Raw genomic sequence first — 24,021 nt, 5'->3', positions numbered from 1 at the left:
TTGTACAGTACATTTTCTGCTGCGCTCATCGTCATGCCGACACCCGACCGTGAATTTCCTGTCGCGCCGCCCGCGCCGCTGAAAGGGCGTGGCGCGGTGACGAACATGCAGGGACGCTACGAGAAAGACGCGCGCGAACGCGTGGACGACGGCTGGCTACACGAAACGGACGGTGACGACGAGGGCGCGCCGCCGCTTCGCACACAAGTGTTCGAAGAACGCGCAAAGAGCATTCTGACGCACAACAATTCGCCCGACATACCGTTTAGCGTGTCGCTCAATCCGTATCGCGGGTGCGAGCACGGCTGTATCTATTGCTTCGCGCGTCCGACGCATAGTTATCTTGGCCTGTCGCCGGGACTCGATTTCGAAAGCCGCATTTACGCCAAGGTCAACGCCGCCGAACTTCTCAGGCGCGAGATCGGCAAGCCGAAGTACGAGCCGGAATCCATTGCGCTCGGCGTGAATACGGACGCCTATCAGCCCGTCGAGCGCGATCTCAAGATCACGCGCAGCGTCATCCAGGTGCTGCACGATTGCGGTCATCCGTTCGCGGCGATCACGAAGTCGTCGCTGATCGAACGCGATATCGATTTGCTGGCGCCCATGGCGGAGCGCGGGCAGGTCATGGCGGCCATCACCGTGACTACGCTCGATGCAGACATCGCCCGCACGCTCGAACCGCGCGCGGCCACCCCCGCGCGGCGTCTGCGCACGATCCGCACGCTCGCCGAGGCGGGCATTCCGGTGGGTGTGAGTATCGCGCCGGTTATTCCGTTCGTCACGGAGCCGGATCTGGAGCGGGTGCTCGAAGCGTGTGCGGAAGCGGGCGCGAAGACCGCCAGCTACATCGTGTTGCGCCTGCCATGGGAAGTGGCGCCGCTTTTCAAGGATTGGCTCGCGGCGCATTTTCCCGATCGCGCCGACCGCGTGATGAGCCGCGTACGCGACATGCGCGGCGGCAAGGACTACGACGCGGACTTTGCCAAACGCATGAAGAGCGAAGGATTATGGGCGGACATGCTGAAGCAGCGCTTTCAACAAGCAACCAAGCGTCTGGGATTGAACGCCCGGCAGCGCGGCATTCTCGACATGTCGGACTTCAAGCCGCCGGCGTTCGTCAAACCGGTGCCAGACAAAGGCCAGCTCAACTTGTTCTAACGCCTGCGATCGTCGTCTATCGCCTACTGCGACAGTGTCTTCGCAGCTTCCACCTGGCTTTCGAAATAAGTCTGGAACGTCAGCGCGAGGCCGGTCATCAGCAAGAACGCGCCGAACAGCAATGAAAAAATAACGATGAAGATGACCGTCCAGCCCGAATCGCTTTGCCGGTTGGTATGCGCGTTGAATTGCGCGTCCCACTTGGCGTCGGGTCGAAGACCGTAGACGATCGCGGAAAGAAACGCCGCCAGCAGCGATACCGCGCCGGGAAACGCCAGCACCCAGCCCGGAATCGAAGTCCGCTCCGTCGCCGCGAGCAACAGATAACCCACCACGCCCAACACGATGCCGACGATATGCGCCCAGCCCCATTTGTCGCGCAATCCATACAGATAGAAACGGTGCAGTCCGATACTGCCGAAAAAAAACGCGAGCGCCGCCGTGAGCGTCTTCGAGCGGAAGTACGGGCAGTTCTGGTTGCCGGCCGGTTTCGGGCCGGTCTCGGTAGCGAGGGACGAAGAAGTCATCAGCGAAAGCGGTGGTATCGGTGGTGAAAATAGTGGCGCGCGCGCCGTCTTATCGCGGATTGCTCTGATTGCGCCAGGCGAGAATCCGACATCTTACGCTGCTCGCTTCCGCGGTCACACACTGGCACAATGCCGCACTGGCCGCTGCGGGGCTTTTGTCCTTGCGGCGCGCCGTTTGAAGCGTTGCAAACCCGAACTGCGCGCAATAATCACGTTAAGTGTTTGTTGGAGCGTCGGTTTCCGCTATAATCGCGTGTTCTGGTAGTTCCGAACCCCGGTTTTCAAGGATTTCAGCATGGTCATCATCCGCTTGGCTCGTGGCGGCTCGAAGAAGCGCCCGTTTTACAACATCGTCGCAACCGATTCGCGTAGCCGCCGTGACGGCCGCTTTATCGAGCGCGTTGGTTTCTACAACCCGGTCGCGACCAAGGGCGAATCGCTGCGTATCGCTCAAGATCGTCTGACCTACTGGCAAGGCGTTGGCGCGCAACTGTCGCCGACCGTCGAGCGTCTGGTCAAGCAAGCTCAGCAAGCTCAACCGGCTGCTTAAGTGCTGGTTAGTTTGTCGACTGAAGTTCAGTCGTTCAAGGTCACCGCTTCAAGGTCTGCTGATGCCCGCGCGTGATTCCGAATCCGGCAACGTCGCTGGCAATGTCAGTCGGCCGAAGCCGAAGCAAGAAGAAAAAGCCAGCACGTTTGGCGCGTTCGTCCGGAAACCCGGCGCGCGTCGCGTGACGGCGGACGCTTCGGGCGAAGGCAAAGCGCAGGAAGCATCGGCGGGGGGCGAGTCGGTAGATGGTCTTCCGGAAGACGCGGTGGAAATCGGTTTTATCGCCGATGCCTACGGTCTGAAGGGCTGGATCAAGATCGTTCCGCACGCCAACGGCAAGCTGGGCGGCGACGCGCTCCTCGGTGCGAAGAACTGGTGGCTCGTCAAAGGCCGCGAGTTCAAGTCCGCGCGTTGTGTTCAGTCGAAAGTGCACGCGGATACCATCGTCGCGCGCTTGTCGGGCTGTGACGATCGCGACGCCGCATTGTTGCTGAAGGGTCACGCGGTCTACATCGCTCGCAGCGACTTCCCGAAGCTCGACGACGAAGACGAGTTCTACTGGGTCGATCTGATTGGCCTCGATGTCGAAAACGAAGCGGGCGTGGCGCTTGGCCGTGTCGTCGACATGATCGACAACGGCGCGCATTCCATTCTGCGGATCGAGTATCCGAGTACCGACAAGGATGGCAAGCCCGTCACCGAAGAGCGGCTCATTCCGTTCGTCGGTGTGTATGTGAAGACGGTGGATCGGGCGGCGAAACGCATCATCGTCGACTGGGACGCCGACTATTAACCCGGTGCTCGTCATCGGCAAGTTACGGAGAGAGCGATGCAGTTCGATGTCGTGACGCTCTTTCCCGAAATGTTCCGCGCGCTGACCGACTGGGGCATTACCAGCCGGGCAGTGAAGCAGGAGCGGTTCGGTTTGCGTACGTGGAATCCGCGCGACTTCACCACGGACAATTACCGCACCGTCGACGATCGCCCGTACGGCGGCGGCCCCGGCATGGTCATGCTGGCACGTCCGCTAGAAGACGCGATCGCGGCCGCGAAAGCCGCGCAGCGCGAGCAAGGCATCGCGACGACGCGCGTCGTGATGATGTCGCCGCAAGGCGCCAAGCTCGATCACGAACGCGTGATGCGCATGGCCGCCGAGCCGGGCCTCGTGCTGTTGTGCGGTCGTTACGAAGCAATCGACCAGCGTCTGATCGATCGTGAAGTAGACGAAGAAATAAGCCTCGGCGACTTCGTGCTGTCAGGCGGCGAATTGCCCGCCATGGCGTTGATGGACGCCGTCGTGCGCCAGTTGCCCGGCGTGCTGAATGACGCGCAATCGGCGGTGCAGGACAGTTTCGTCGACGCACTTCTGGATTGTCCGCATTACACGCGTCCGGAAGAATACGAAGGCGCGCGCGTTCCCGATGTGCTGCTCGGCGGCCATCACAAGGAAATCGACGCCTGGCGCAGGCGCGAAGCATTACGCAACACATTCACGAAGCGGCCCGATCTGATTCACCGGGCGCGCAAAAGCAAGATGTTGAGCCGTGCCGACGAGGCATGGCTCGCAGATCTCGCGAAGACGGCGTCGAAGTCCGAATAGACTTCGAGCCGACGAGCGGGGCAAATGGGGGCGCTGAATTCAACCTCGGCGCCAGAAGTGAACCCATCCTCTACCGGGGCCTGATCAACGAAATCGCGCAAGCGAAATCTAGGCACACAACTCCGGCAAGATGGCACAAGGAGTCAGTAATGAATCTGATTGAGCAACTCGAGAAGGAAGAGATCGCGCGCGTTTTGGGCGAGAAATCGATCCCCGACTTCGGTCCGGGCGACACGGTCATCGTCAACGTGAACGTCGTCGAAGGTACGCGCAAGCGCGTGCAGGCTTACGAAGGCGTCGTGATCGCCAAGCGTAATCGTGGCCTGAACTCGAACTTCATCGTCCGCAAGATTTCCTCGGGCGAAGGCGTTGAGCGTACGTTCCAGACCTACTCGCCGCTGCTGGCGAGCATCGTCGTGAAGCGTCGCGGCGACGTCCGTCGTGCGAAGCTGTACTACCTGCGCGAGCGCTCGGGCAAGTCGGCACGTATCAAGGAAAAGCTGTTCACGAAGGACCGTACCGCCGCAGCCGCTGCAGAGTAAAGACTCAGCGTCCAGGCGCCGTACTGAAAAAGCACCCTCGCGGGTGCTTTTTTCTTTGGTGTGTTCAAATTGAATCTTCGACATCCTGGCTTTCGACCCGTGTCCACCGGCAAGACTTCGACTCCCCGCATTCTCGAACCTGAACGAATGCCCGTCCTCTCGACGGGCGCCGCGCTTCCCGCCATACCACCCGCGCGCCTTACGCCCGAAGGACTGCGAGCGCGTTTCGCACAGACGCTCGAATGGACGCAGGAAGCGCCCGAACAGCGCATCAAGGCCATCGGCGGCGATCCGCGGGTGGCTTCTGTTCTCGTGCCGCTCGTCGTGCGTGAAGGCGGTCTGACCGTGCTCCTGACTCAGCGGGCCGACCATCTTTCCGACCACGCGGGACAAATCAGCTTTCCCGGCGGCCGTCAGGAACCCGAGGACGCCGATGCCGCCGCCACCGCGCTACGCGAAGCACGCGAGGAAGTCGGCTTGGGCGCGGAGCATTGCGAAGTGGTCGGCGCGCTGCCGGACTATCTGACAGGCACCGGATTTCGCGTGACGCCTGTCGTTGCCTTGGTCTATCCGCCGTTCGCGCTCAAAGCCGATACGAGCGAAGTTGCCGATATCTTCGAAGTGCCGCTCGCGTTTCTGATGGACTCGGCAAACCACGAAGTGCGCGTTTTCCAATGGGAAGGTGGCGAGCGTCGTTTTTTTGCCATGCCTTACAAACCCGATGAAAAGACGGCTCCGTATTTCATCTGGGGTGCAACGGCTGGCATGTTGCGCAATTTCTACCGCTTCCTCGCCGCCTGACGCGTCGACGTGCGACGTTACGCGACCTTGCGATTGGTCAGCGCGTCTGAACGCATCGAACGCTGTGCTATCGTTACGCGAAACTCGAACTACTCCGACCGTTTCGGCGCACCGCATGACTTTTTTCTCTGTATTGCTGGCTCTTATCCTCGAGCAGGTGCGTGCGTTATCGCCGCACAATCCGATCTCGGCGTTGCTTCAGTATCATGCGGAAAGCACCGCCCATGGCTTCGACGCGGGCAAGGAAAAGCACGGCATCGTCGCGTGGCTGGTGGTGGTGTTGCCGTGGACGCTCGTGGTCGGGCTCATCTATTACGTGCTGTATCGGATCAACTTCGTTCTGGCGTTTTTCTGGAACGTGGTGATCGTGTACTTCACGCTCGGCTTTCGTCAGTTCAGCCACTATTTCACCGATATCCATCTCGCGCTCAATAACGACGACGTGCCGCGCGCTCGCGAGGTGCTCACGGAGTGGACCGGTCTCGATACCGTCGACATGCCGGTAAGCGAGATCGTGCGCCACACGCTCGTGCACGCGGTAATCGCGTCGCATCGGCATGTGTTCGGCGTGTTCTTCTGGTTTCTGATTCCCATCGGGCCGGCTGGCGCGGTGTTTTATCGGATCGCCGAGTATCTGGCGCGTGCGTGGACGGAGCCGAATCCCGAGCGGACCGCAGCGTTCTCATCGTTCGCGCAGCGTGCGTTTTTCGTGATCGACTGGATTCCTACGCGGCTTACCGCGCTCGGCTTCGCAATCGTCGGCAATTTCGAGGATGCGATCTACGCGTGGCGCAATCACGCGCGTCAGTGGCCGGACCCGAACGAAGGCGTGTTGCTCGCGGCCGGCAGCGGCGCGTTGGGCGCGCGTCTCGCAGGACCGCTCGCCGAACCGCTGAGCGTCGAGGCGCTCGCCGTGGGCGATGCAAGCCCGCTGCCCGTCGGTGACGACTGCACGCCACGCACGCTCCAATCGGCGGTTGGCTTGGTGTGGCGCGCGGTGATCTTGTGGATGTTGATCCTGCTCATGCTGACCATTGCCGTCTGGCTGGCATAGCAAGGCATCAATCGTCCAGCGGGTCGCGGTCCGTCTGGCACTGCCAGCACACGGTGAACTGCGCTTCGAGCCATTCGCCGCACTGACGGCATCGCCAGGGCCGGGCATTCGCTTCCGGTCCGCGCTTTGCACGCTCCAGAAGGCGAGTGGCCAGCGCTTCGTCGCGTTCGTCGACGATCCAGATTTCCGGCGCGCATTGATCCGCCGGAATGTCACCCAGCGCGCCGTTCAAATACCGATTGTGTAACTCGCAAGGCACACCTGCGGTCGCGAGCACGTTCATCCAGTGTTGCGCCGTGATGAGGTTCGGTGCGCGCGTGAGCCGTTTCATCGAACGATCTGGCTTGCTTCGTGGACGAGCTGCGCATAAAGCGCATGCCGCGCCGGCCGAATTTTGCCGGCTTCGACCGCTTCGAGTACAGCGCAGCCCGGCTCCTGCAGATGATGGCAGTTGTAGAAGCGGCAATGCCCTAGATACGGCCGGAAGTCAGCGAAGGCGCGTTCCAGTTGACCTTCGGACAAGTGATGCAGGCCGAACTCCTGAAAGCCAGGCGAATCGATGAGCGAGCCGCCGCCTGGCAATTCGTACAGACGCGTGAAGGTGGTGGTATGCCGGCCGCTGTTGAGCGCCGACGAAATCTCGCGCGTGGCGGCGTCGGCGTCGGGGATGAGCAGATTCACGAGCGTCGATTTGCCCATGCCCGACTGGCCGAGCAAGATCGTCGAGCGATCTTTCAGGCGCTCATCCAGTTGCGGATGCACTTCGCCGGGCGCCATCTTCGCGGACAGTTCGATCACCGTGTAGCCCAGCGCGCGATAGGGCGCAAGTCGCTCGCGCGCCAGGGGCAACGCGCTTTCCACGTCGATCTTGTTGAGCACGATGAGCGCTTCGAGCCCGTGCGCCTCGGCGGCGATCAGCGCGCGCCCGAGCAGGTCTTCGCTGAAATGCGGCTCGGTGGCGAGCACGATCAGCAGTTGATCGAGGTTCGCCGCGAAGAGCTTCGACTTGAACTGATCGGACCGGTAAAGCAGGTTGCGCCGCTCGCCGATTTCGACGATCACGCCCTGATCCGCCGAAGACTGCTCGTAGATCACGCGATCGCCGACGGCGACTTCGCTCTTTTTGCCGCGCGGGAAGCATTGCAGCTTCGCGCCGCCGTCGTGCGGCGCGACGAGATAGTGCCGGCCGTGCGCGGCGATCACGGTGCCTTCCAGTCGGGCCTCTGCGGAAGCCGCGCCGCCTTGACGCGCGCCGCGGCCCGATGACACGCCACGCGCCGTCATGCGGCGTGTTGCATCAAGCGGTCGATGCGCTGCGAAGCGGGCGGATGCGAGTAATAAAACGCGGTGTAGAGCGGATCGGGCGTGAGCGTGGACGCGTTGTCTTCGTACAGTTTGACGAGCGCGTTGACGAGATCCTTCGGATCGGTCTGGCTGGCCGCGAAGGCATCGGCCTCGAATTCGTGTTTGCGCGAGCTCAGGCTGCCGAGCGGCGTGATGAAGAACATGAACACCGGCAGCACGAGCATGAACAGGACGAGCGCAAGTCCGTTGTTGCCGCCGACGAGCGACGGATGCACGCCGAGGCCTTCGTAGAACCACACGGTCTGCACGAGCCAGCCGAGGAGCGCGAGCATGGCGAGGCTGATGGCGAACATCACGACCAACAGCTTGAGCACGTGACGGCGCTTGAAGTGGCCGAGTTCGTGCGCGAGCACGGCTTCGATCTCGCTGCCGGAAAGGCGCGCAAGCAGGGTATCGAAGAAGACGATGCGCTTCGCCGCGCCGAAGCCCGTGAAATACGCGTTGCCGTGCGCGGAACGGCGGCTGCCGTCCATGACGAACAAGCCCTTTGCCGCAAAGCCGGTGCGCGACATCAGATTTTCGATACGAGCCCGCAGCGCCTCATCCTTGAGCGGCTCGAACTTGTTGAAAAGCGGCGCGATGAAAGTGGGATAGATGATCATCGCGAGCAACTGGAACGCAACCCAGACGATCCACGTGTAGAGCCACCAATAGGTGCCGGCGCGATCCATCATCCAGAGCACGAGCAGCAGAAGCGGCGCACCGATGATCGCGCCCAGCACCGTGCCCTTCACGAGATCGAGAAAAAACAGCTTCTTCGACATACGATTGAAGCCGAACTTTTCCTCGATCACGAAATGGCGGATATAGTCGAACGGCAGGTCGATGAGACTCGTGATTGCGATGACCGCCGCGACCAGCGCGATCTGTCCGAGATAGCCGCGCCCGAGCGACTCCGTAATGGCGATATCGAGTGCCTGCAAGCCACCGAGCAAGGTCAGCGCGACCAGCACGATGGCGCTGGTGACGACTTCGATCATCGTGAGGCGCGTGCGCTCAACGGTGTAGTCCGCCGCGCGCTGGTGCGCCGTCAACGGGATCGTGCCGGTGAACTGCGGCGGCACGCCGTTGCGATGCGCCGCGACGTAGCGAATCTGGCGCGAGGCCAGCCAGAGCTTCGTTGAAACCATCGCAACGAGGGCGACGACGAAGATCGTCGAAAAAGCGAGTGTGAGGTTGGCCATGCAGGGCTTCCGATTGAACTATGCGAGAATTATAGGTTCTAGGCCGTGCTCGCGTTGCCACAACGCGTGGTTGCCGAAAAGCCCGCGCGGCGACTGGGCTTCATGCGCCTCAAGACACTAACATCAGCGTTACTCGAACCTCTTCCAGGTACTTTCCATGACCGATTCTCTCGACCAACCCGAACCCGTCCTCGCGCGCAGCGACATGAATCTCGTGTGGCTCGACATGGAGATGACCGGGCTCGATCCCGACAATGATCGCATCATCGAGATCGCGGTGGTCGTGACGAATTCGACGCTCGACAAGCTGGTGGAAGGGCCGGTGTTTGCGATCCATCAGTCGGAAGAAGCACTTGGCCGCATGGACGAGTGGAATCGCAATACGCATGGCCGCTCGGGGCTGACGGAACGCGTGAAGGCATCGACGGTGGACGAAGCGGAAGCCACCCGTCAGATTCGTGAATTCCTCGGTCAGTACGTGCCGCCCGGCAAGTCGCCGATGTGCGGCAATTCCATTTGCCAGGACCGCCGCTTCATGGCGCGCTGGATGCCGGAACTGGAGACGTTCTTTCACTATCGCAATCTGGACGTGAGCACGCTCAAGGAACTGTGCCGCCGCTGGCAGCCGGCCATCTACAAGGGCTTTCAGAAGCGCGCGATGCACACGGCGCTCGCCGATATCCACGAGTCCATCGACGAACTCAAGTACTACCGCGAGCACTTCCTGATTCCCGCGGCGTCGGCATCGTCGGCTCAGGCTTGAGGTTTGGAAGCGCCTGACTTTCGAATGGCGCTCTTAGGCCGGAACGCGGCAACCGCTTCCGGTTTAGTTTCGATGTAAGGCCCGCCGATCAGATCGATGCAATACGGCACTGCCGCGAAGATGCCCGGCACGCGCGTCTTGCCGTCGGCGTCCTTCAGGCCTTCGAGCGTTTCCCTGATCGACTTCGGCTGTCCCGGCAAATTGATGATGAGCGCGGCGTGATCCTCCGTCTCACGAATCACGGCAACCTGACGCGAGAGAATGGCGGTCGGCACGAAGTTCAGGCTAATTTGACGCATCTGTTCGCCAAAGCCTGGCATCGGCTTGGTGGCGACGGCGAGCGTCGCTTCCGGCGTCACGTCGCGGCGCGAGGGACCGGTGCCGCCCGTGGTCAGCACGAGATCGCAACCGTGTGTGTCGACCAGATCGATGAGCGTGGCCGAGATGGTGGCGGCATCGTCGTGAATCAGCCGCGTTTGCGCGCGCCAGGGTGAGCTCAGCGCTTCTCCGAGCCATGCTTCGAGCGACGGCACGCCTTTGTCCTCGTACACGCCTTGCGAGGCGCGATCGCTGATCGAAACGAGTCCGACGAGCAACTCGTCCGGATGATTACGCTTCGTCGTCGTCACGGTTTTCCTCGTCGCTGTCGCTCTCGTCTTCCTGCTCCACGCCCGCTGCGTTCTTGATCCACTGGAACAATTCGCGGTAATAGCGCGGCGGCTTTTGCAGCTCGCGCTCCTTGCGCGTATTGCGGATCAGCGTGCGGCCTTCCTGCGCGTCCACGCCCGGATGCTCGCGGATGAAATCGGTCAGCGCGGCGTCGTTTGCGAGCAGCTTGTCGCGCGAGCGTTCGATCCAATGCAGGCGCGCGGTCTCCGCCTTGTTCACGCCGCGATGCGTGTCGAGTGCGGTGCGCAGCGCGGCGACTTCGTCTTCGAGCAGCGTGCGCATGACGCGCCCGACGTATTGCACCTGACGGCGCTTGCCTTCGTGATCGGTGATACGACGCGCTTCGCGCACGGCGTCGTTCAGCTTCTCAGGCATGGGCATGCGCTTGAGCGCGTCTTTCGGCAGCGCGATCAGCGCCTCGCCCAGTTCCTGCAGCGCGTGCATGTCGCGCTTGAGCTGGGATTTGCTCGGGCGATCGTAGCCGTTTTCGTCGACTTCCGGCTCGGCTTCGATCGGTTGAATGCGGGTTTTACGGTTCATGGCGATATTGTAGCTTGCGCGTCGCAGCGCTCGGCTCGCGCACGCCAAGCGCGATGCATCGTGCATGCGGTGCGGGTGCGCGGTCCTTGCTATGATCGCAGCATGCGTCGATCGAATCGACCCCGCCGTCTGCTTCATCGAAAGGCCGGACGAAAGCGGGAATCCTCTTGCAACGACACGCGCGGGCGCGCGGCGCCCCCGACCTCCTAAGGCACACACAAAATGGCAGCAGACATGGACGTCAAGCAACGCTTTTTCCCGCATACGCAAGACGAACTCAAGGAGATTGCCTCCGACATCCTGCGTCACGCGAAGGAACTCGGCGCGACCGATGCCGCCACCGAAATCTCCGAAGGCGATGGCCTTTCGGTAAGCGTGCGGCGCGGCGAAGTGGAGACCATCGAGCACAACCGGGACAAGATGGTGGGCGTGACCGTCTTCATCGGCAAGAAGCGCGGCAATGCGAGCACCGCGGACTTCACGCGCGAAGCACTGCGCGATACGGTTGCGGCCGCCTACAACATCGCGCGTTTCACGGCGGAAGACAGCGCCGCCGGGCTCGCGGAAGAAGACTTGCTGGAGAAGTCGCCTCAGGACCTCGATCTTTATCATCCGTGGGTCATCGACGCCGAAGAGGCCGCCGAGCTCGCACGCCGCGCCGAAGCCGCCGCGTTCGCGGTGGATAAGCGCGTGACCAATTCGGAAGGCGCGAGCGTATCGGCGCAGCATTCGCAGTTCGTGCTCGCGACCTCGCGCGGCTTCCTCGCGGGCTATCCGTACTCGCGGCATTACATCGCGTGCGCGCCCATTGCCGCGAGCGGACGCGACATGCAGCGCGACGACTGGTACACGTCGCGCCGCAATGCCACCGAACTCGCCGCGCCGGAAGCCGTCGGACGCTACGCCGCCGAACGCGCGCTCGCGCGTCTGAACGCGAAGAGCCTTGACACGCGCAAGTGCCGCGTGTTGTTCGAAGCGCCGCTGGCTGCGGGCATCCTCGGCTCGTTCGTGCAAGCGGTGAGCGGCGGGGCGTTGTATCGCAAGACGACGTTTCTCGTCGACAGCCTCGGCAAGCCGGTGTTCGCGCCGCACGTTCAGATCGTCGAAGATCCGCACGTGAAGGGCGGCATGGGCAGCGCGCCGTTCGACGAGGAAGGCGTGCGTACCGAGCGTCGTAATGTGGTGGATGACGGCGTCGTGCAGGGCTATTTCCTGTCCACGTATTCGGCGCGCAAGCTCGGCATGAAGACCACCGGCAACGCGGGCGGCTCGCATAATTTGACGATGACAAGCTCGAATACGAAGCCGGAAGACGACTTCGAGGCCATGCTGAAGAAGCTCGACACCGGCCTTTTGCTTACCGAACTGATGGGGCAGGGCGTGAACTACGTGACGGGCGACTATTCGCGCGGTGCGTCGGGCTTTTGGGTGGAGAACGGCAAGATTCAGCACGCGGTCGAGGAAATCACGGTCGCGAGCACGCTTCAGGAAATGTTCCGCCACATCGAGGCGATCGGCGCGGATACGGTCGTGCGCGGCACGAAGGAAATCGGCTCGGTGCTGATCGAACGGATGACCATCGCGGGGCAGTAAAACTTAGAGGTGGTTCAAGAAAAAGGCCCCGGATGGCGCGAGCTATCCGGGGCCTTCGTTCATGCGTCCGCCCGGCGTCGATACGTGACGAACGCGAAGTCGAACGCGTTCGGCGGCGCGGCGCGCCGCGGATCGCGCGCGACTTCCTGCCAGTGCGCGGCGTCCGGCGCCGGAAAATGCGTGTTGCCTTCGAAATCGGCATCGATCTCGGTGACGATCAGCTTGTCCGCCTGCGCGATGGCGTCGCCGTACAACTGCGCGCCGCCGATCACGAAGGCCTCGCTTGCGTGGTCGGCGATGGCGAGCGAGAGGGCATCGGCCAAGCTCGTGACGGTATCGCAGCCGGTATAGCGACGCGTGGCGTCGCGCGACACGACGATATTCCGCCGCCCGGGCAGCGGCCGGCCAATCGATTCATGCGTCTTGCGTCCCATGATGATCGGCGCGCCCATCGTCGTGCGCTTGAAGAAAGCGAGATCCTCGGGGAGGCGCCAGGGCAGGTCGTTGTCTCGTCCGATCACGCCATTGCGCGCGCGGGCGACGATCAGGGTCAGCGTCGTCATGTAGTCGAAAAGTCGTGCAGGAGTGAGGCGCGCAGGAGGCGCGACCGTGCCGCGATTTTAACCGACGCCCGCCGCTGTCTTGCCTCTACTCAGCCTTTGGTCCGATCGAAGCCCGGCCGCTCGGGCGTGAACTCGTCCCATAGCGTGACGCTCACGCCGTAGTTCGAAGACTGCCCTTGGTGCGATTCGGCGTCGCTCGTGTTCGCTGCATCCCGCGCATTTGTCCACGACAAGGCGCGTCGCTCCTCGACGTCCGACGAACGGGAAGTCGGCGCGCAATCCGGTAAAGAATGATCGAAAGCCATCGTGGCGACATATCCGAGTAAGTATTCCCGGAAGTGTTTCGGGAATAAAACAGTCAGGCGGCTGGTATATCGAGTTGAGATGCGACCAGGCTAAAAATCTGCTGACGAAACGAAATGCGGCTTGCATTTCTTACCTGTCCGCATGCGTCGAATATAGCCAGATACATGCCAACAGTCGCAATCCGTTACCGTGCAAAGATCATGATGAAAACGGCAGAAAATCATCGTGGCCGAATGGACGAAAACGTTTCACACGTGAAACGCGAAGGGAGAAAAACATGAATTTCCTGTGAATCAGGTATAAGATTTTGTCTTATTAAAACGTCTCATTTGCTTTTAATAATTCATTGAGAAATTCTTGCCAGCCCCGTCCTGTCAGGGTTTTGTGACCAGTCCAATGGGCCTTGACGATATTTGTTTGCGGGGTTTATGGGTTATAGTAGTCTCTCGAAAATGGCGCAGAATCGGTCAATAGGGATTCGTGGAAGGGTTCACGGCGCCAGATGCGTCGTTCCCGGAGGCAACGAATCGAAACGCGAGTCCGCTCGCCACACAGCGCGAGGACATTGATTTCTGCATGCAGCGAGAGCCTGAACTACGCGACCTTTTCAACGAATGTTGAAGAAAGGATCTGAATAATGGACGTCGCTCGGCGGCAACTTATCTATGTGACTCGCGATCCCAGCGAGATGCTATGCGCGCGCTTCGAAGAACGCGGCTGGCAGATCGAAATCGTGGCGAGCGCGCGCGACACGAAGAAAGCCCTGCGTAGCGATATGGCAATCGGTGGTCTGCTGGACTTGTCGAGTCACTTCGAGTCTCACGAATTGGCGGCGTTCGAGTCGTCGTTGACCATGACGAACGTCGGCTGGGTCGCCGCCACCGTTTCCGGACAACTGGAAGACGCCGCCGTGCGCCGGCTGATTCGCGACTATTGTTTCGACTACGTCACGATGCCGACTTCGAACGATCGCATCGTCGATTCCGTGGGACACGCCTACGGCATGGTCGCGCTGCATGACGCGGCATCGAACGATTCGCGCAGCGAAGGCCGCGCCGAAGGCGAAATGGTCGGATCGTGCGACGCCATGCTGGCGCTGTTTCGCTCCATTCGCAAAGTCGCCATGACGGACGCGCCCGTGTTCATCTCGGGCGAATCGGGCACGGGCAAGGAACTGACGGCGGTTGCCATTCACGAGCGCTCCGCGCGTCGCGATCAGCCGTTTGTGGCCATCAACTGCGGCGCGATTCCGGCGCATCTCCTGCAATCGGAGCTGTTCGGCTACGAGCGCGGTGCATTCACGGGCGCAAATCAGCGCAAGATCGGGCGCGTGGAAGCGGCCAACGGCGGCACGCTGTTCCTCGATGAAATCGGCGATCTGCCGCTCGAAAGCCAGGCCAGCCTATTGCGCTTCCTGCAGGAGCGCAAGGTGGAGCGTCTGGGCGGTCACGGTTCGACGCCCGTCGATGTCCGCATCATCTCGGCGACTCACGTCGATATGCAAACCGCGATGATCGAAGGGCGTTTTCGCGCCGACTTGTATCACCGCCTGTGCGTGTTGCAGATCGACGAGCCGCCGCTGCGCGCGCGCGGTAAAGACATCGAATTGCTCGCGAAGCACATGCTCGATCGCTTCAAGAAGGACGCAAGCCGGCGTCTGCGCGGCTTTTCGCCGTGCGCCATCGCCGCGATTCACAACTACGGCTGGCCGGGCAACGTGCGCGAACTCATCAACCGCGTGCGGCGTGCCATCGTCATGTCGGAAGGGCGGCAGATCACCGCGCGCGATCTCGAATTGGGCGAATACGTCGAAGTGGCGCCGGTGTCGCTTGCGCAAGCGCGCGAGGCGGCGGAGCGTCAGGCCATCGAACTCGCATTGCTGCGTCATCGCGGGCGTCTTGGCGATGCCGCGCACGAACTCGGCATCTCGCGCGTGACGCTGTATCGGTTGCTGAGTGCGCATGGCATGCGCCATATCGAGGTGGATGCGCCGCCGGAGCACGCCACGCGCGGCTAAGGCTCAGGCTTGGCAGGACATTCGAACGGGCGCTTCAAGCGCCCGTTTCTTTTGCGTCACGAAGAGCGTCCGCGCGCTGCGCTTGGTAAAATTGCTTCTTTGCGCCGGCATTCGCTCAGGCGCGTCGCGCCTCCAAGGATCATCGAATGAAACAGTATCTCGAGCTCGTCCAGACGATTCTCGATACCGGCACGTGGCAGGAAAACCGCACGGGCATCCGCACCATCGGCATTCCGGGCGCGATGTTGCGCTTCGACTTGCAACAAGGCTTTCCTGCCGTTACGACGAAGAAGCTCGCGTTCAAGTCGGCGATCGGCGAAATGGTCGGCTTTCTGCGCGCCTCGAAGAGCGCCGCTGATTTCCGCGCGCTCGGTTGCAAGGTCTGGGACGCGAACGCCAATGAAAATCCGCAGTGGCTCGAGAATCCGTATCGCCAGGGCGAGGACGATCTCGGCGACGTGTATGGCGTGCAATGGCGCAAATGGCCGGCCTACAAGCTCGTGGATGCCTGCGCGGGCGACCAGATCGCCGACGCCACCAATCGCGGCTATCAATTGGTGACGAGCTTCGTCGAAAACGGCCGCGAGCAGGTGCTGCTGTATAAGGCGATCGACCAGTTGAGGCAATGTCTCGATACGATCATCGAGCGTCCCACCGACCGGCGCATTCTTTTTCATGCGTGGAATCCGGCCAAGCTCGACGAGATTGCTTTGCCCGCGTGTCATCTTCTGTATCAATTCATCCCGAACGTAACGACGCGCGAGATTTCGCTGTGTCTTTATATCCGCAGTAACGATGTCGGGCTCGGCACGCCGTTCAATCTGACCGAAGGCGCGGCGCTGCTGCATCTCGTCGGACGGCTGACCGGTTTCAAGCCGCGCTGGTTCACGTATTTCATCGGTGACGCGCATATTTACGAGAATCAACTCGATATGCTGAACGAGCAATTGAAGCGCGAGCCTTTTCCGAGTCCCCAGCTCATCATTTCGGATCGCGTGCCGGATTACGCTGTCACGAAACGCTATGAACCGGAATGGCTGGAACAAATCGAGCCGAAAGACTTTGCGCTCGAAGGTTATAAACACCATGAAGCTTTGAAGGCGCCGATGGCGGTTTGATTATCGCTTTCTCATGCAGGACGCAAAGACGCACGGCTCAAAACCGTGCGTTTTTGTTTGGCTCAGCGCATCGACAGAAATTGTTGGAAGTGTTGCTGTCCTGAGGGCGTTACGCGCAGCACACGGCGTTTCGATGTCGGTTCGATCCAGCCATGCGCTTCGCAAGCGTCGAGAAACGCCGCGCCAAGCGCGCCGCCTAAGTGCGGCCGCCGCTCGCTCCAGTCGATGCACGTACACGCAAAACGTCTGCGGCGCGCCCGCTGTGCCGTCAGGTCGATACCCAGTTGCGCGAAGGCCTGCGCGCCGTCTTTCGTGGCTTCGAGTTCGGTGGCGCCGTCTGCGGCGAGCCAGTCGCGAGCGATCATCGTATCGAAGACACGCACCGCTAGTTCGCCCGCCAGGTGGTCGTAGCACGTGCGCGCGTAGCGCATGTCGAGTGGCACCGCGCTCGGCGGCCGCTGCGGCTCGCGCTCCGGCGCGCTCGCGCGCGCGAGATTGGCGAGCGCTTCGATCGCGGCGGCGATATCGGCGGTCGCGATCCGGTAATAGCGATGCCGCCCGCTCACTTCCAGCGCCAGCAATCCGCCTTCGGTGAGACGCGCGAGATGTCCGCTCGCCGCCGAAGGCGAGAGTCCCGCGATCATCGTGAGTTCGCCGGCGGGGCGCGCGGTGCCGTCCATCAGCGACCAGAGCATGGCCGCGCGGCCCGGATCGGCGAGCAACGCCCCAATGCGCGAAAGGCCGGGAAAGTGGCGGGAACGAGAGTCTTCGGGGCTTGAGTTCATGGCGCTTCTCCGGAACCGTTTCAGATACTCTAGCGCGCAATCGCACGCGATGTTTCACTGCCCGGTGAAACGTCGATGCATCCGCAGCCGGCGCTAGAATGGCCCTTCGTATCGGTAATCGCGGCAGCAAGGAGTTCGCATGATCAGATTCATCACAGTCACCGTCGTCGCCGGATTGATCGCGCTTGTCGCCGGATGCGCGGGCGGGCCTTCTTCGGCGGGCGCGGGCGGCGGCAGCATCACGATGTACGGCACCATCGACGAAGGCGTGACCGTGCACAATTAGCCGAGCTTTTTGCCGACCCTATAATCGGGCGTATGCGCCTTGAAGAGCGCGTGCAACTTCGATAAAACGGAACGCCCATGAATACGCCCATTTCCACTTTCGCTCCCGCCGAACCCGGCGCCCTTCGCGCGGGCCGCGCCGAAACCACGTTTCGTTTTCTCGCCGAACCGACTTCGGTGAACTTCGGCGGCAAGGTGCACGGCGGCGCGTTGATGAAGTGGATCGACGAAACCGCGTACGCATGCGCGGCGATGTGGTCCGGGCGGTATGCCGTGACGGTGAGCGTCGGCAATATCCGCTTTCGCAGGCCGATTCTCGTCGGCAATCTCGTGGAACTACGCGCGCGCGTGGTGGCGACCGGGCGCACCAGCATGCATATCCACATCTCCGTGCACGCGGGCGATCCGAAAGTCGGCGAGCTCGAACAGACCACCGATTGCCTGATGGTCTTCGTCGCCGTCGATGAAAAAGGTCAACCAACGCCCGTGCCCGCGTTCGTGCCGGAATCGGACGAAGAGAAGCGTCTCGCGCGCTACGCGATGGACGTGAAAGATGCGCTCGACGCTATCGTCGAACTGAAGCCGGAAGAGGTCGCGGCGGGGAAGGTTTGAAGCGCATTGACCGGTGAAGCCCGCGCATGCGCACGCGGGCTTCGTGATCGATCGACAAGCTACTTGTTGCCGACCATGTCCTGCGGCTTGACCCATTCATCGAACTGCTGCTCGGTCACGTGTCCGAGCGCCAACGCCGATTCCTTCAGCGTCGTGCCTTCCTTGTGCGCCTTCTTTGCGATCTGCGCGGCTTTGTCGTAGCCGATATGCGGATTGAGCGCCGTCACGAGCATCAGCGATTCGTTCAGGAGACTCTCGATACGCTTCTCGTTCGGCTCGATACCGACCGCGCAGTTGTCGTTGAAACTGAGCGCGCCATCCGCGAGCAGACGCACGGACTGCAGCACGTTATGCGCGATCATCGGCCGGAACACGTTCAGTTCGAAGTTGCCGCTCGCGCCGCCGAAGTTCACCGCCACGTCGTTGCCGAAAACCTGACAACAGAGCATGGTCACGGCTTCGGACTGCGTGGGATTGACCTTGCCCGGCATGATCGAACTGCCCGGCTCGTTTTCCGGAATCGAAAGTTCGCCCAGGCCGCAGCGCGGACCGCTCGCGAGCCAGCGGATGTCGTTGGCAATCTTCATGAGCCCGGCGGCGACCGTCTTCAACGCGCCGTGCGCGGCGACGAGCGCGTCGGCGGCGGCCATCACTTCGAATTTGTTGGGCGCGGTTTCGAACGGCAGGCCGGTCAGCTTGCCGATGGCCGCCGCGACTTTCACCGCGAACTGCGGATGCGCATTGAGCCCCGTGCCGACGGCCGTGCCGCCTTGCGCGAGCTGATACAGATGCGGCAGGGTTGCCTCGACGTGACGAATGCCCTGATCGAGTTGCGCGACATAGCCTGAGAATTCCTGGCCGAGCGTGAGCGGCGTTGCGTCCTGCAAGTGCGTGCGGCCAATTTTCACGATATCCGCGAAGGCCTTCGATTTTTTGTCGAGCGTGTCCCGCAGCGTCTTGAGCGCCGGCACGAGATGCTTGACGATGGCAAATGCGGCGGCGACATGCATGGCCGTCGGAAATACGTCGTTGGACGACTGTCCGCGATTCACGTCGTCGTTCGGATGCACGAGACGCTCTTCGCCGCGCTCACCGTCGAGCAGCTCGCTTGCGCGATTCGCGATTACCTCGTTGAGATTCATGTTGGTCTGCGTGCCGGAGCCCGTCTGCCACACGGCGAGCGGAAACTCGTCCGGATGCTTGCCGTCGATGATCTCCTGCGCGGCTTCCTTGATCGCCTTGGCTTTCTTGGCGTCGAGCACCTTCAGCTCTTCGTTCACGTCGGCGGCTGCGTGCTTGACGATAGCGAGCGCCGTGATCAGCTCGGGCGACTGCTTTTCAGTCGATATCTTGAAGTTCTGCAAGGAGCGCTGCGTTTGCGCGCCCCAAAGCTTGTCGTTCGGCACGGCAATCTCGCCGAACGTGTCCTTCTCCATGCGTACATCGCCCTTTGCGTTCTGTGTCATTGCTTGAAGCTCCTTACGAGAGTCAGATTCGGTGCCGATGCGAGCCGCTCGCCTCATAACTGCTTGTCGACTGGCAGCAGCATGAAGAGGCCCGTCATCACGTTTCGATACAAGCCCGCTTCGGGATCGAAGTTATAGGTGACCATGCCGTCCTTGCCCTTCGTCGTCCAGACGAGGCCGGATTGCGGCGAACCGGTGCGCTGCAGACTCGCAATGACCGCCGCGCTCGCCAGTTCCACGCGATAGCTCACCTCGGGCGTGATGCCTCGATCGAACAGCTTCGCGGTCTGATCGGCGATAGGCTGGCTATGGATCACGAGCGCGAGTTCGGTGTTGAGCAGCGCCGAGCGCGGATCGAGATTCATCGAGCCGATCACGAGGATACTCCGATCGATGACATACGCCTTTGCATGCAGACTCGCGCGCGATTGCGAGCCGAACAGCCCGGCGCGCGGACGGCCTTCGCCCTGAATCTGAATCGGCTTGAATTCGTACAGTTCCACGCCGTTTTGCAGCAGAGGAATGCGATACGGCGCGTAGCCCGCCTGGACCGCGACGGCATCGGTGGCGGCGAGGGAGTTGGTCAGCACGGCGACGCGCACGTGGCGCCGCGTGACATCGGCGAGCGCCTTCACGCCTGCATCGTGCGGCACGAAGTAGGGCGACAGAATCAGGAATTCGCTTTGCGCGCTCTTCAGCAGGTCGGCGAGACGCGCCATCGGCGGACTCTTGTAGTCCTCGCTCGGGTTCTCGATCTTCGACGGCGAATCGGCCCAGAACTCGGTCTCTGCCCACACGAGTTCCAGATCTTCCTGCGCGATCTGCTGCGCGAGCGGCGTCGCGTTCAGCGGCTTGGCATTGAGCGGTTCGGCTTGCGCGCGCCAGTGTGCGCGCAGATCGTCGCGCGTCTTGTCTAGCTCGGACGCGTCGAATTTCTGCTTGTTCAACACGCGCAGCGGATACGACAGCGCGCTGTTCCAGTAGTCGTCGAAACTCGCGGAGACTTTTTGCGCGATGGGTCCGGCGGTGAAGACATCGAGATCGCGGAACTGCAGCGTCGGACTCGCGCTGAAGTATTCGTCGCCGAGATTACGGCCGCCGACGATGGCGATCTGGTTATCCGCGATCATCGCCTTGTTATGCATGCGGCGCGTGAAGCCATCGACATTGGAGAAGAAGTTCTGCGTGCGTTCGGTGAAGCTCTCGCGCGCGCTGCCGTATGGGTTGAACACGCGAATCTCGATGTTCTGATGCGTGTTCAGCGCCGCCATGATGCGGTCGATGTCCTTGAAGTTCAGGTCGTCGACGAGCATGCGCACGCGCACGCCGTGGTCCGCCACGTAGAGCGCGGCGGCGAGCAGCAGCTTGCCGGTGTTGTCTTCCTCGGCGATGTAGTACTGCATGTCGAGCGTTTTCGTCGCCGCGCGCGCGAGCGCAATGCGCGCCTGCAGCGCTTCCGTGCCGCTTGGCAGGAGACGCACGGCGGACTGGTCCGGGTGCTTGCGTTCGAGCGGCGCGAGCGCGTCGCCGAGCGGCGTGCTTTCGCTGGCCGGCAATGCCTGGCTCACCGGGCGATCGAACGCCGTGGCGGGCGGGCGCGTCGCGCAAGCGGCGCAAAGTGCCGTCAGCGCGAGCGTTGCGAAGAGGCGCGCGGTGCGACTCGAAATCTTCCTCGTGCTGCTCGTTCTTGCACTTGCACTTGCACTTGCACCGATGGCAGCTTCATCCATTCCCCGGTTTCGCGACACTGTCATTCCTCTTTTTCGTGGTCTCGATACGGCCCGGCATTCATGACGATGCCGATGCTCGGTTTCGCGACGTAGCAATTACCGTTCTCGCCGGTGCTGGTCTCGAAATATTCTATGGGAAATTGGACGATTCGCCCGGAAAGGCAGTACGCGACCCGCGTATCGGCGCCGGAGCGCGGACGAAAAAAAGCCCGCTCGGGTGGAGCGGGCTTGAACCCCTGTCACTGGAGTCTCAAGGAGGAGACGGGTTCATCCTAACAATGCCTGCTGGTCTCTCCAACCAAGGATTCGTGCTTTGTATGTGGGAAAGCGGTTGTGATGCTTATTTGCTCGAACTACGCGCTCACGTCGGGCCGTGAACCGGCGCGGTCGCGCCATCCGCAACCTTCACGCTTCCCGTCTCGACCATCCGCCGGCTGATTCGATGAAAACGCAGCGTCATCAGCATGGCGACGCTCGCAAGCCCCGCCGCGAGGCCCCACCACAAGCCCTTCGCGCCCAGTTCGAAGTGGAACGCGAGCACATAACCCGTCGGAAAACCGACGCCCCAGTAACCGAACGCGGCGGCGAGCATCGGCACGCGAGTGTCCTTGAGGCCGCGCAGGCAGCCGGAACCGACCGTCTGCATGCCATCGACGATCTGGAACACGGCGGCGACACCCAGCAGCGAGGCCGCGAGCGCAACCGTCTGCGCGTTTTTCGGATTGCCGAGATGCAGATACAGCCCGACGATCGCGCGCGGCACGGTAATCAGCACGAGTCCCGACAGCACCATGAAGCCGACGCCGAGCGCGAGCGCGACGAAGCCCGCATGACGCGCCGCGAGCGGCACGCCCGCGCCGACCCAATAGCTCACGCGCACATTCGCCGCCTGTCCGATGGCAAGCGGCACCATGAAGGCCACTGACGCCACGTTAATCGCGATTTGGTGCGCGGCGAGCGGCGCTTCGCCAAGCAAGCCGACCATGAGGCCGGTGGCGAGAAACAGCGTGGATTCGACGCCATACGTGATGGCGACCGGCCAGCCGATGCCGAAGAGTTCGCCCATGAGCGGCATGCGCGGACGCGCCGCGACGACGAAATGCCGATAGCGCGGCCGCAGATGCAACAGCGCGACGAGCGCGAGCGCAATGCCCCAAATGGTGATCGTGGTCGCCGCAGCCGAACCGAGAAACCCTTCGCGCGGCAGGCCCCAGGCGCCGTGAATCAGCCCGTAGTTGAGGAAACCGTTGACGAACACACCGCCGATCGACACCCACAAAAGCCTGCGCGCCGCGCCGATAGCCGGCAGAAACGCGCGCATCAATCCAATGCCGATGAGGCTGCCCGGCGTGCCCCAGCGCAGCACGGCGCAATACTCACCGACATTCCGGGCGAGCGTAGCCGGTTCATGGAACGCGAGGAGAATCGCCTCGGCGTAGCTCAGGAGCACGAACGCGGGCACCGCAAGCAGCACCGACAACACGAGCCCCGTCCAGTAGATGCCCGGCACCTGATGTTCGGCGTTCGCGCCACGCGCATGCGCCACCGATACGCTGACGGACGTAAGCACGCCCTGCAGCAGCGTCACGATCACGAAGAACACGTTCGCGCCCAGGCCGCCGGCGGCGAGCGCATCGGGGCCTAACGAGCCGAGCAGGATGGTGTCGGTGACGCCCATCGCCATTTGCGAGAGTTGCGCGATGGCGAGCGGCGCCGCGAGCCGCGCCGTATCGACGGCATGGCGCGAAAAACTCGGCGGATGCGCCGCCGCGCGCGTGAAATGGGATTGCATGTCTTGAGCGGCCATTCGTGGCGACGGTTTATTCCGGCGCGCGGACTTGGATTTTCTGACCATCGAGCGCGACGACCTGACCCGCGCGAATCTTGCAGGTCTTGCGCATCTCGACTTTGCCGTCGACGCGGACATCGCCCATGGCAACGCGCGCTTTCGCGGAGCCGCCGCTGTCTGCGAGCCCCATCAGCTTGAGCAAGTTATGAAGTTCGACGTAGTCGCCCGTAAGGGTGAATTGAAGCGGTGGCATGGCGGGCGCGGAGGTTACTCGGGTTGATTCGAGGTGGATTCGAGATGATTCGGGGCGAAGGCGTCAATGATAAACCAGTGGCCGCCCTCAAATAGCTGGGCACGCGCCGTGCTGGTGCATGACGGACTTCGGCGCGCGCTGTCATCGTATTGAAAGCAGGTGCGATGGCAATTGTAGCCAGATGAAACGGTCGGTAACAACGACTCGGTTCGTCGAACTTGGAGCGCATCGCTGAGTCCGATAGTTTGATCGAAACAGCTTCGGTCATCTTTCCAATCGACAAAAGTCGTGCGTCATCGCAGTTCATGGCCGCCGACGCTTAAACCAAGAGAGGACCTCGCTCATGATTAAGACTCGAAATCTGATGATCGGCACCGCATTCGCCGCCCTGACCGCCGCTTCGGGCGCTTTCGCCCAAACTACGGACGCCGTGCCGGCACAACCGGCGACACCTGCGCCGCAAAATCTCGTCGCGCCCGCGCCGACCGATCCGCTGGTCCAGCGCCGCAACGCGAACGCCGAGGCGAACGCGGAGTACAAGGCATCGAAGAAGGCTTCGCAGGCCGACCTGAAGGCCGCGAACAAGCAGGCGAAGGCGCAGTACAAGGAGCAGGTGCGTAACGCGAAGATCAATCGCAAGGCGGATAAGGACGCCGCCAAGGATGAGTTGAACGCGACGGAATCCAACACGCCGAAGGACACGGGCTTGCAGCATTGATTTCGATGCGTTGGACGCGCGCCGCAGTGC

Annotated in this window: 27 protein-coding genes; 14 read left to right on the top strand and 13 right to left on the bottom strand. The window is 62.0% G+C overall.

The features are described 5' to 3' along the window. Positions 1-33 precede the first annotated feature (33 nt). Positions 34-1,161, top strand: a complete 1,128-nt coding sequence (locus tag P9250_RS28595; RefSeq protein WP_310396433.1) for a PA0069 family radical SAM protein — start codon at positions 34-36, stop codon at positions 1,159-1,161. A gap of 23 nt (positions 1,162-1,184) precedes the next feature. On the opposite strand, the gene P9250_RS28590 is transcribed toward P9250_RS28595, so the two are convergent. Continuing rightward, the gene (locus P9250_RS28590) at positions 1,185-1,688 is read right to left on the bottom strand and encodes an NINE protein (RefSeq protein ID WP_310396431.1); all 504 of its coding nucleotides are present in this window, start codon (positions 1,686-1,688) and stop codon (positions 1,185-1,187) included. 295 nt (positions 1,689-1,983) lie between these two features. On the opposite strand from P9250_RS28590, the gene rpsP reads away from it, so the two are divergent. From rpsP to P9250_RS28560, 6 genes are all read left to right on the top strand, one after another. Next, positions 1,984-2,238 (top strand): 30S ribosomal protein S16, encoded by a 255-nt coding sequence (rpsP, locus tag P9250_RS28585; RefSeq protein ID WP_008342343.1) that lies wholly within the window; start codon positions 1,984-1,986, stop codon positions 2,236-2,238. A gap of 61 nt (positions 2,239-2,299) precedes the next feature. Then, positions 2,300-3,031, top strand: coding sequence for a ribosome maturation factor RimM (rimM, locus tag P9250_RS28580; protein WP_310396428.1), 732 nt, complete (start codon positions 2,300-2,302; stop codon positions 3,029-3,031). A gap of 36 nt (positions 3,032-3,067) precedes the next feature. Next, positions 3,068-3,838 carry a tRNA (guanosine(37)-N1)-methyltransferase TrmD gene (trmD, locus tag P9250_RS28575; protein ID WP_310396426.1) on the top strand — a complete coding sequence of 257 codons (771 nt, stop codon included), beginning with the start codon at positions 3,068-3,070 and terminating at the stop codon, positions 3,836-3,838. A gap of 149 nt (positions 3,839-3,987) precedes the next feature. After that, on the top strand, positions 3,988-4,380 hold the full coding sequence (gene rplS / locus P9250_RS28570; RefSeq protein ID WP_250465293.1) for a 50S ribosomal protein L19: 393 nt from the start codon (positions 3,988-3,990) through the stop codon (positions 4,378-4,380). Between the two features lie 147 nt (positions 4,381-4,527). Continuing rightward, the gene (locus P9250_RS28565; RefSeq protein ID WP_244825884.1) at positions 4,528-5,181 is read left to right on the top strand and encodes a CoA pyrophosphatase; all 654 of its coding nucleotides are present in this window, start codon (positions 4,528-4,530) and stop codon (positions 5,179-5,181) included. Positions 5,182-5,296: 115 nt separating this feature from the next. Then, a complete protein-coding gene (locus P9250_RS28560) occupies positions 5,297-6,235 on the top strand; it encodes a CobD/CbiB family protein (RefSeq protein WP_244825882.1) in 939 nt (312 codons plus the stop codon). A 7-nt stretch (positions 6,236-6,242) separates the two neighbouring features. On the opposite strand, the gene P9250_RS28555 is transcribed toward P9250_RS28560, so the two are convergent. The 3 genes from P9250_RS28555 to P9250_RS28545 are packed head-to-tail and all read right to left on the bottom strand — an operon-like array spanning position 6,243 to position 8,784. After that, positions 6,243-6,566, bottom strand: coding sequence for a DUF2007 domain-containing protein (locus P9250_RS28555; protein WP_244825881.1), 324 nt, complete (start codon positions 6,564-6,566; stop codon positions 6,243-6,245). Further along, complete coding sequence (rsgA, locus tag P9250_RS28550; protein ID WP_250465292.1) at positions 6,563-7,519, bottom strand: ribosome small subunit-dependent GTPase A; 957 nt, start codon at positions 7,517-7,519, stop codon at positions 6,563-6,565. Before rsgA ends, P9250_RS28555 begins: the two co-directional genes overlap by 4 nt. Further along, positions 7,516-8,784, bottom strand: a complete 1,269-nt coding sequence (locus tag P9250_RS28545) for a M48 family metallopeptidase (RefSeq protein ID WP_250526085.1) — start codon at positions 8,782-8,784, stop codon at positions 7,516-7,518. Before P9250_RS28545 ends, rsgA begins: the two co-directional genes overlap by 4 nt. Positions 8,785-8,941: 157 nt before the next feature. Here P9250_RS28545 and orn point away from each other — a divergent pair, with 157 nt between their 5' ends. Beyond that, positions 8,942-9,547 carry an oligoribonuclease gene (gene orn / locus P9250_RS28540; RefSeq protein ID WP_250465290.1) on the top strand — a complete coding sequence of 202 codons (606 nt, stop codon included), beginning with the start codon at positions 8,942-8,944 and terminating at the stop codon, positions 9,545-9,547. On the opposite strand, the gene mog is transcribed toward orn, so the two are convergent. Together mog and yjgA are read right to left on the bottom strand one after the other, a co-directional pair. Further along, positions 9,538-10,176: a molybdopterin adenylyltransferase gene (gene mog, locus P9250_RS28535; RefSeq protein WP_250526084.1), complete on the bottom strand. Its 639-nt coding sequence runs from the start codon at positions 10,174-10,176 to the stop codon at positions 9,538-9,540. The genes orn and mog overlap by 10 nt on opposite strands. After that, positions 10,157-10,756 carry a ribosome biogenesis factor YjgA gene (gene yjgA, locus P9250_RS28530; protein ID WP_250509327.1) on the bottom strand — a complete coding sequence of 200 codons (600 nt, stop codon included), beginning with the start codon at positions 10,754-10,756 and terminating at the stop codon, positions 10,157-10,159. The genes mog and yjgA overlap by 20 nt, the downstream gene beginning before the upstream one ends. Positions 10,757-10,978: 222 nt before the next feature. Here yjgA and pmbA point away from each other — a divergent pair, with 222 nt between their 5' ends. Beyond that, on the top strand, positions 10,979-12,349 hold the full coding sequence (gene pmbA, locus P9250_RS28525) for a metalloprotease PmbA (protein WP_250465288.1): 1,371 nt from the start codon (positions 10,979-10,981) through the stop codon (positions 12,347-12,349). A 59-nt stretch (positions 12,350-12,408) separates the two neighbouring features. On the opposite strand, the gene P9250_RS28520 is transcribed toward pmbA, so the two are convergent. Both P9250_RS28520 and P9250_RS28515 read right to left on the bottom strand, forming a co-directional pair. Then, positions 12,409-12,912, bottom strand: a complete 504-nt coding sequence (locus tag P9250_RS28520) for a dihydrofolate reductase (RefSeq protein WP_244825870.1) — start codon at positions 12,910-12,912, stop codon at positions 12,409-12,411. 89 nt (positions 12,913-13,001) lie between these two features. Further along, complete coding sequence (locus P9250_RS28515; RefSeq protein WP_250509324.1) at positions 13,002-13,145, bottom strand: hypothetical protein; 144 nt, start codon at positions 13,143-13,145, stop codon at positions 13,002-13,004. Between the two features lie 710 nt (positions 13,146-13,855). Here P9250_RS28515 and P9250_RS28510 point away from each other — a divergent pair. Then, positions 13,856-15,235, top strand: coding sequence for a sigma-54 dependent transcriptional regulator (locus P9250_RS28510; protein ID WP_244825869.1), 1,380 nt, complete (start codon positions 13,856-13,858; stop codon positions 15,233-15,235). A gap of 146 nt (positions 15,236-15,381) precedes the next feature. Continuing rightward, positions 15,382-16,353: a thymidylate synthase gene (locus P9250_RS28505; protein WP_244825868.1), complete on the top strand. Its 972-nt coding sequence runs from the start codon at positions 15,382-15,384 to the stop codon at positions 16,351-16,353. Positions 16,354-16,415: 62 nt separating this feature from the next. Here P9250_RS28505 and P9250_RS28500 read toward each other — a convergent pair whose 3' ends face one another. Then, positions 16,416-17,138 (bottom strand): helix-turn-helix transcriptional regulator, encoded by a 723-nt coding sequence (locus P9250_RS28500; protein WP_244825867.1) that lies wholly within the window; start codon positions 17,136-17,138, stop codon positions 16,416-16,418. A gap of 139 nt (positions 17,139-17,277) precedes the next feature. On the opposite strand from P9250_RS28500, the gene P9250_RS28495 reads away from it, so the two are divergent. Next, a complete protein-coding gene (locus P9250_RS28495; protein WP_244825866.1) occupies positions 17,278-17,424 on the top strand; it encodes a hypothetical protein in 147 nt (48 codons plus the stop codon). A gap of 77 nt (positions 17,425-17,501) precedes the next feature. Further along, entirely contained in the window at positions 17,502-18,035 is a 534-nt protein-coding gene (locus P9250_RS28490; protein WP_250465286.1) for an acyl-CoA thioesterase, read from the top strand. 59 nt (positions 18,036-18,094) lie between these two features. Here the strand turns inward: P9250_RS28490 and fumC are convergent, their stop codons facing one another. From fumC to P9250_RS28470, 4 genes are all read right to left on the bottom strand, one after another. Continuing rightward, positions 18,095-19,501, bottom strand: coding sequence for a class II fumarate hydratase (gene fumC / locus P9250_RS28485; RefSeq protein ID WP_310396418.1), 1,407 nt, complete (start codon positions 19,499-19,501; stop codon positions 18,095-18,097). A gap of 53 nt (positions 19,502-19,554) precedes the next feature. After that, positions 19,555-21,231 carry a phospholipase D family protein gene (locus P9250_RS28480; protein WP_310396416.1) on the bottom strand — a complete coding sequence of 559 codons (1,677 nt, stop codon included), beginning with the start codon at positions 21,229-21,231 and terminating at the stop codon, positions 19,555-19,557. Positions 21,232-21,592: 361 nt separating this feature from the next. Beyond that, a complete protein-coding gene (locus tag P9250_RS28475; protein WP_250509320.1) occupies positions 21,593-23,023 on the bottom strand; it encodes an MATE family efflux transporter in 1,431 nt (476 codons plus the stop codon). Positions 23,024-23,051: 28 nt separating this feature from the next. Next, positions 23,052-23,273, bottom strand: a complete 222-nt coding sequence (locus tag P9250_RS28470; protein ID WP_244825859.1) for an RNA-binding S4 domain-containing protein — start codon at positions 23,271-23,273, stop codon at positions 23,052-23,054. Between the two features lie 343 nt (positions 23,274-23,616). On the opposite strand from P9250_RS28470, the gene P9250_RS28465 reads away from it, so the two are divergent. After that, positions 23,617-23,991 (top strand): hypothetical protein, encoded by a 375-nt coding sequence (locus P9250_RS28465; RefSeq protein WP_244825857.1) that lies wholly within the window; start codon positions 23,617-23,619, stop codon positions 23,989-23,991. Positions 23,992-24,021: the final 30 nt, after the last annotated feature.

This window comes from Caballeronia sp. LP006 (assembly GCF_031450995.1).
In the GTDB taxonomy this organism is placed as follows: Bacteria; Pseudomonadota; Gammaproteobacteria; order Burkholderiales; family Burkholderiaceae; genus Caballeronia.
This window is presented reverse-complemented; position numbering and strand designations above follow the sequence as displayed.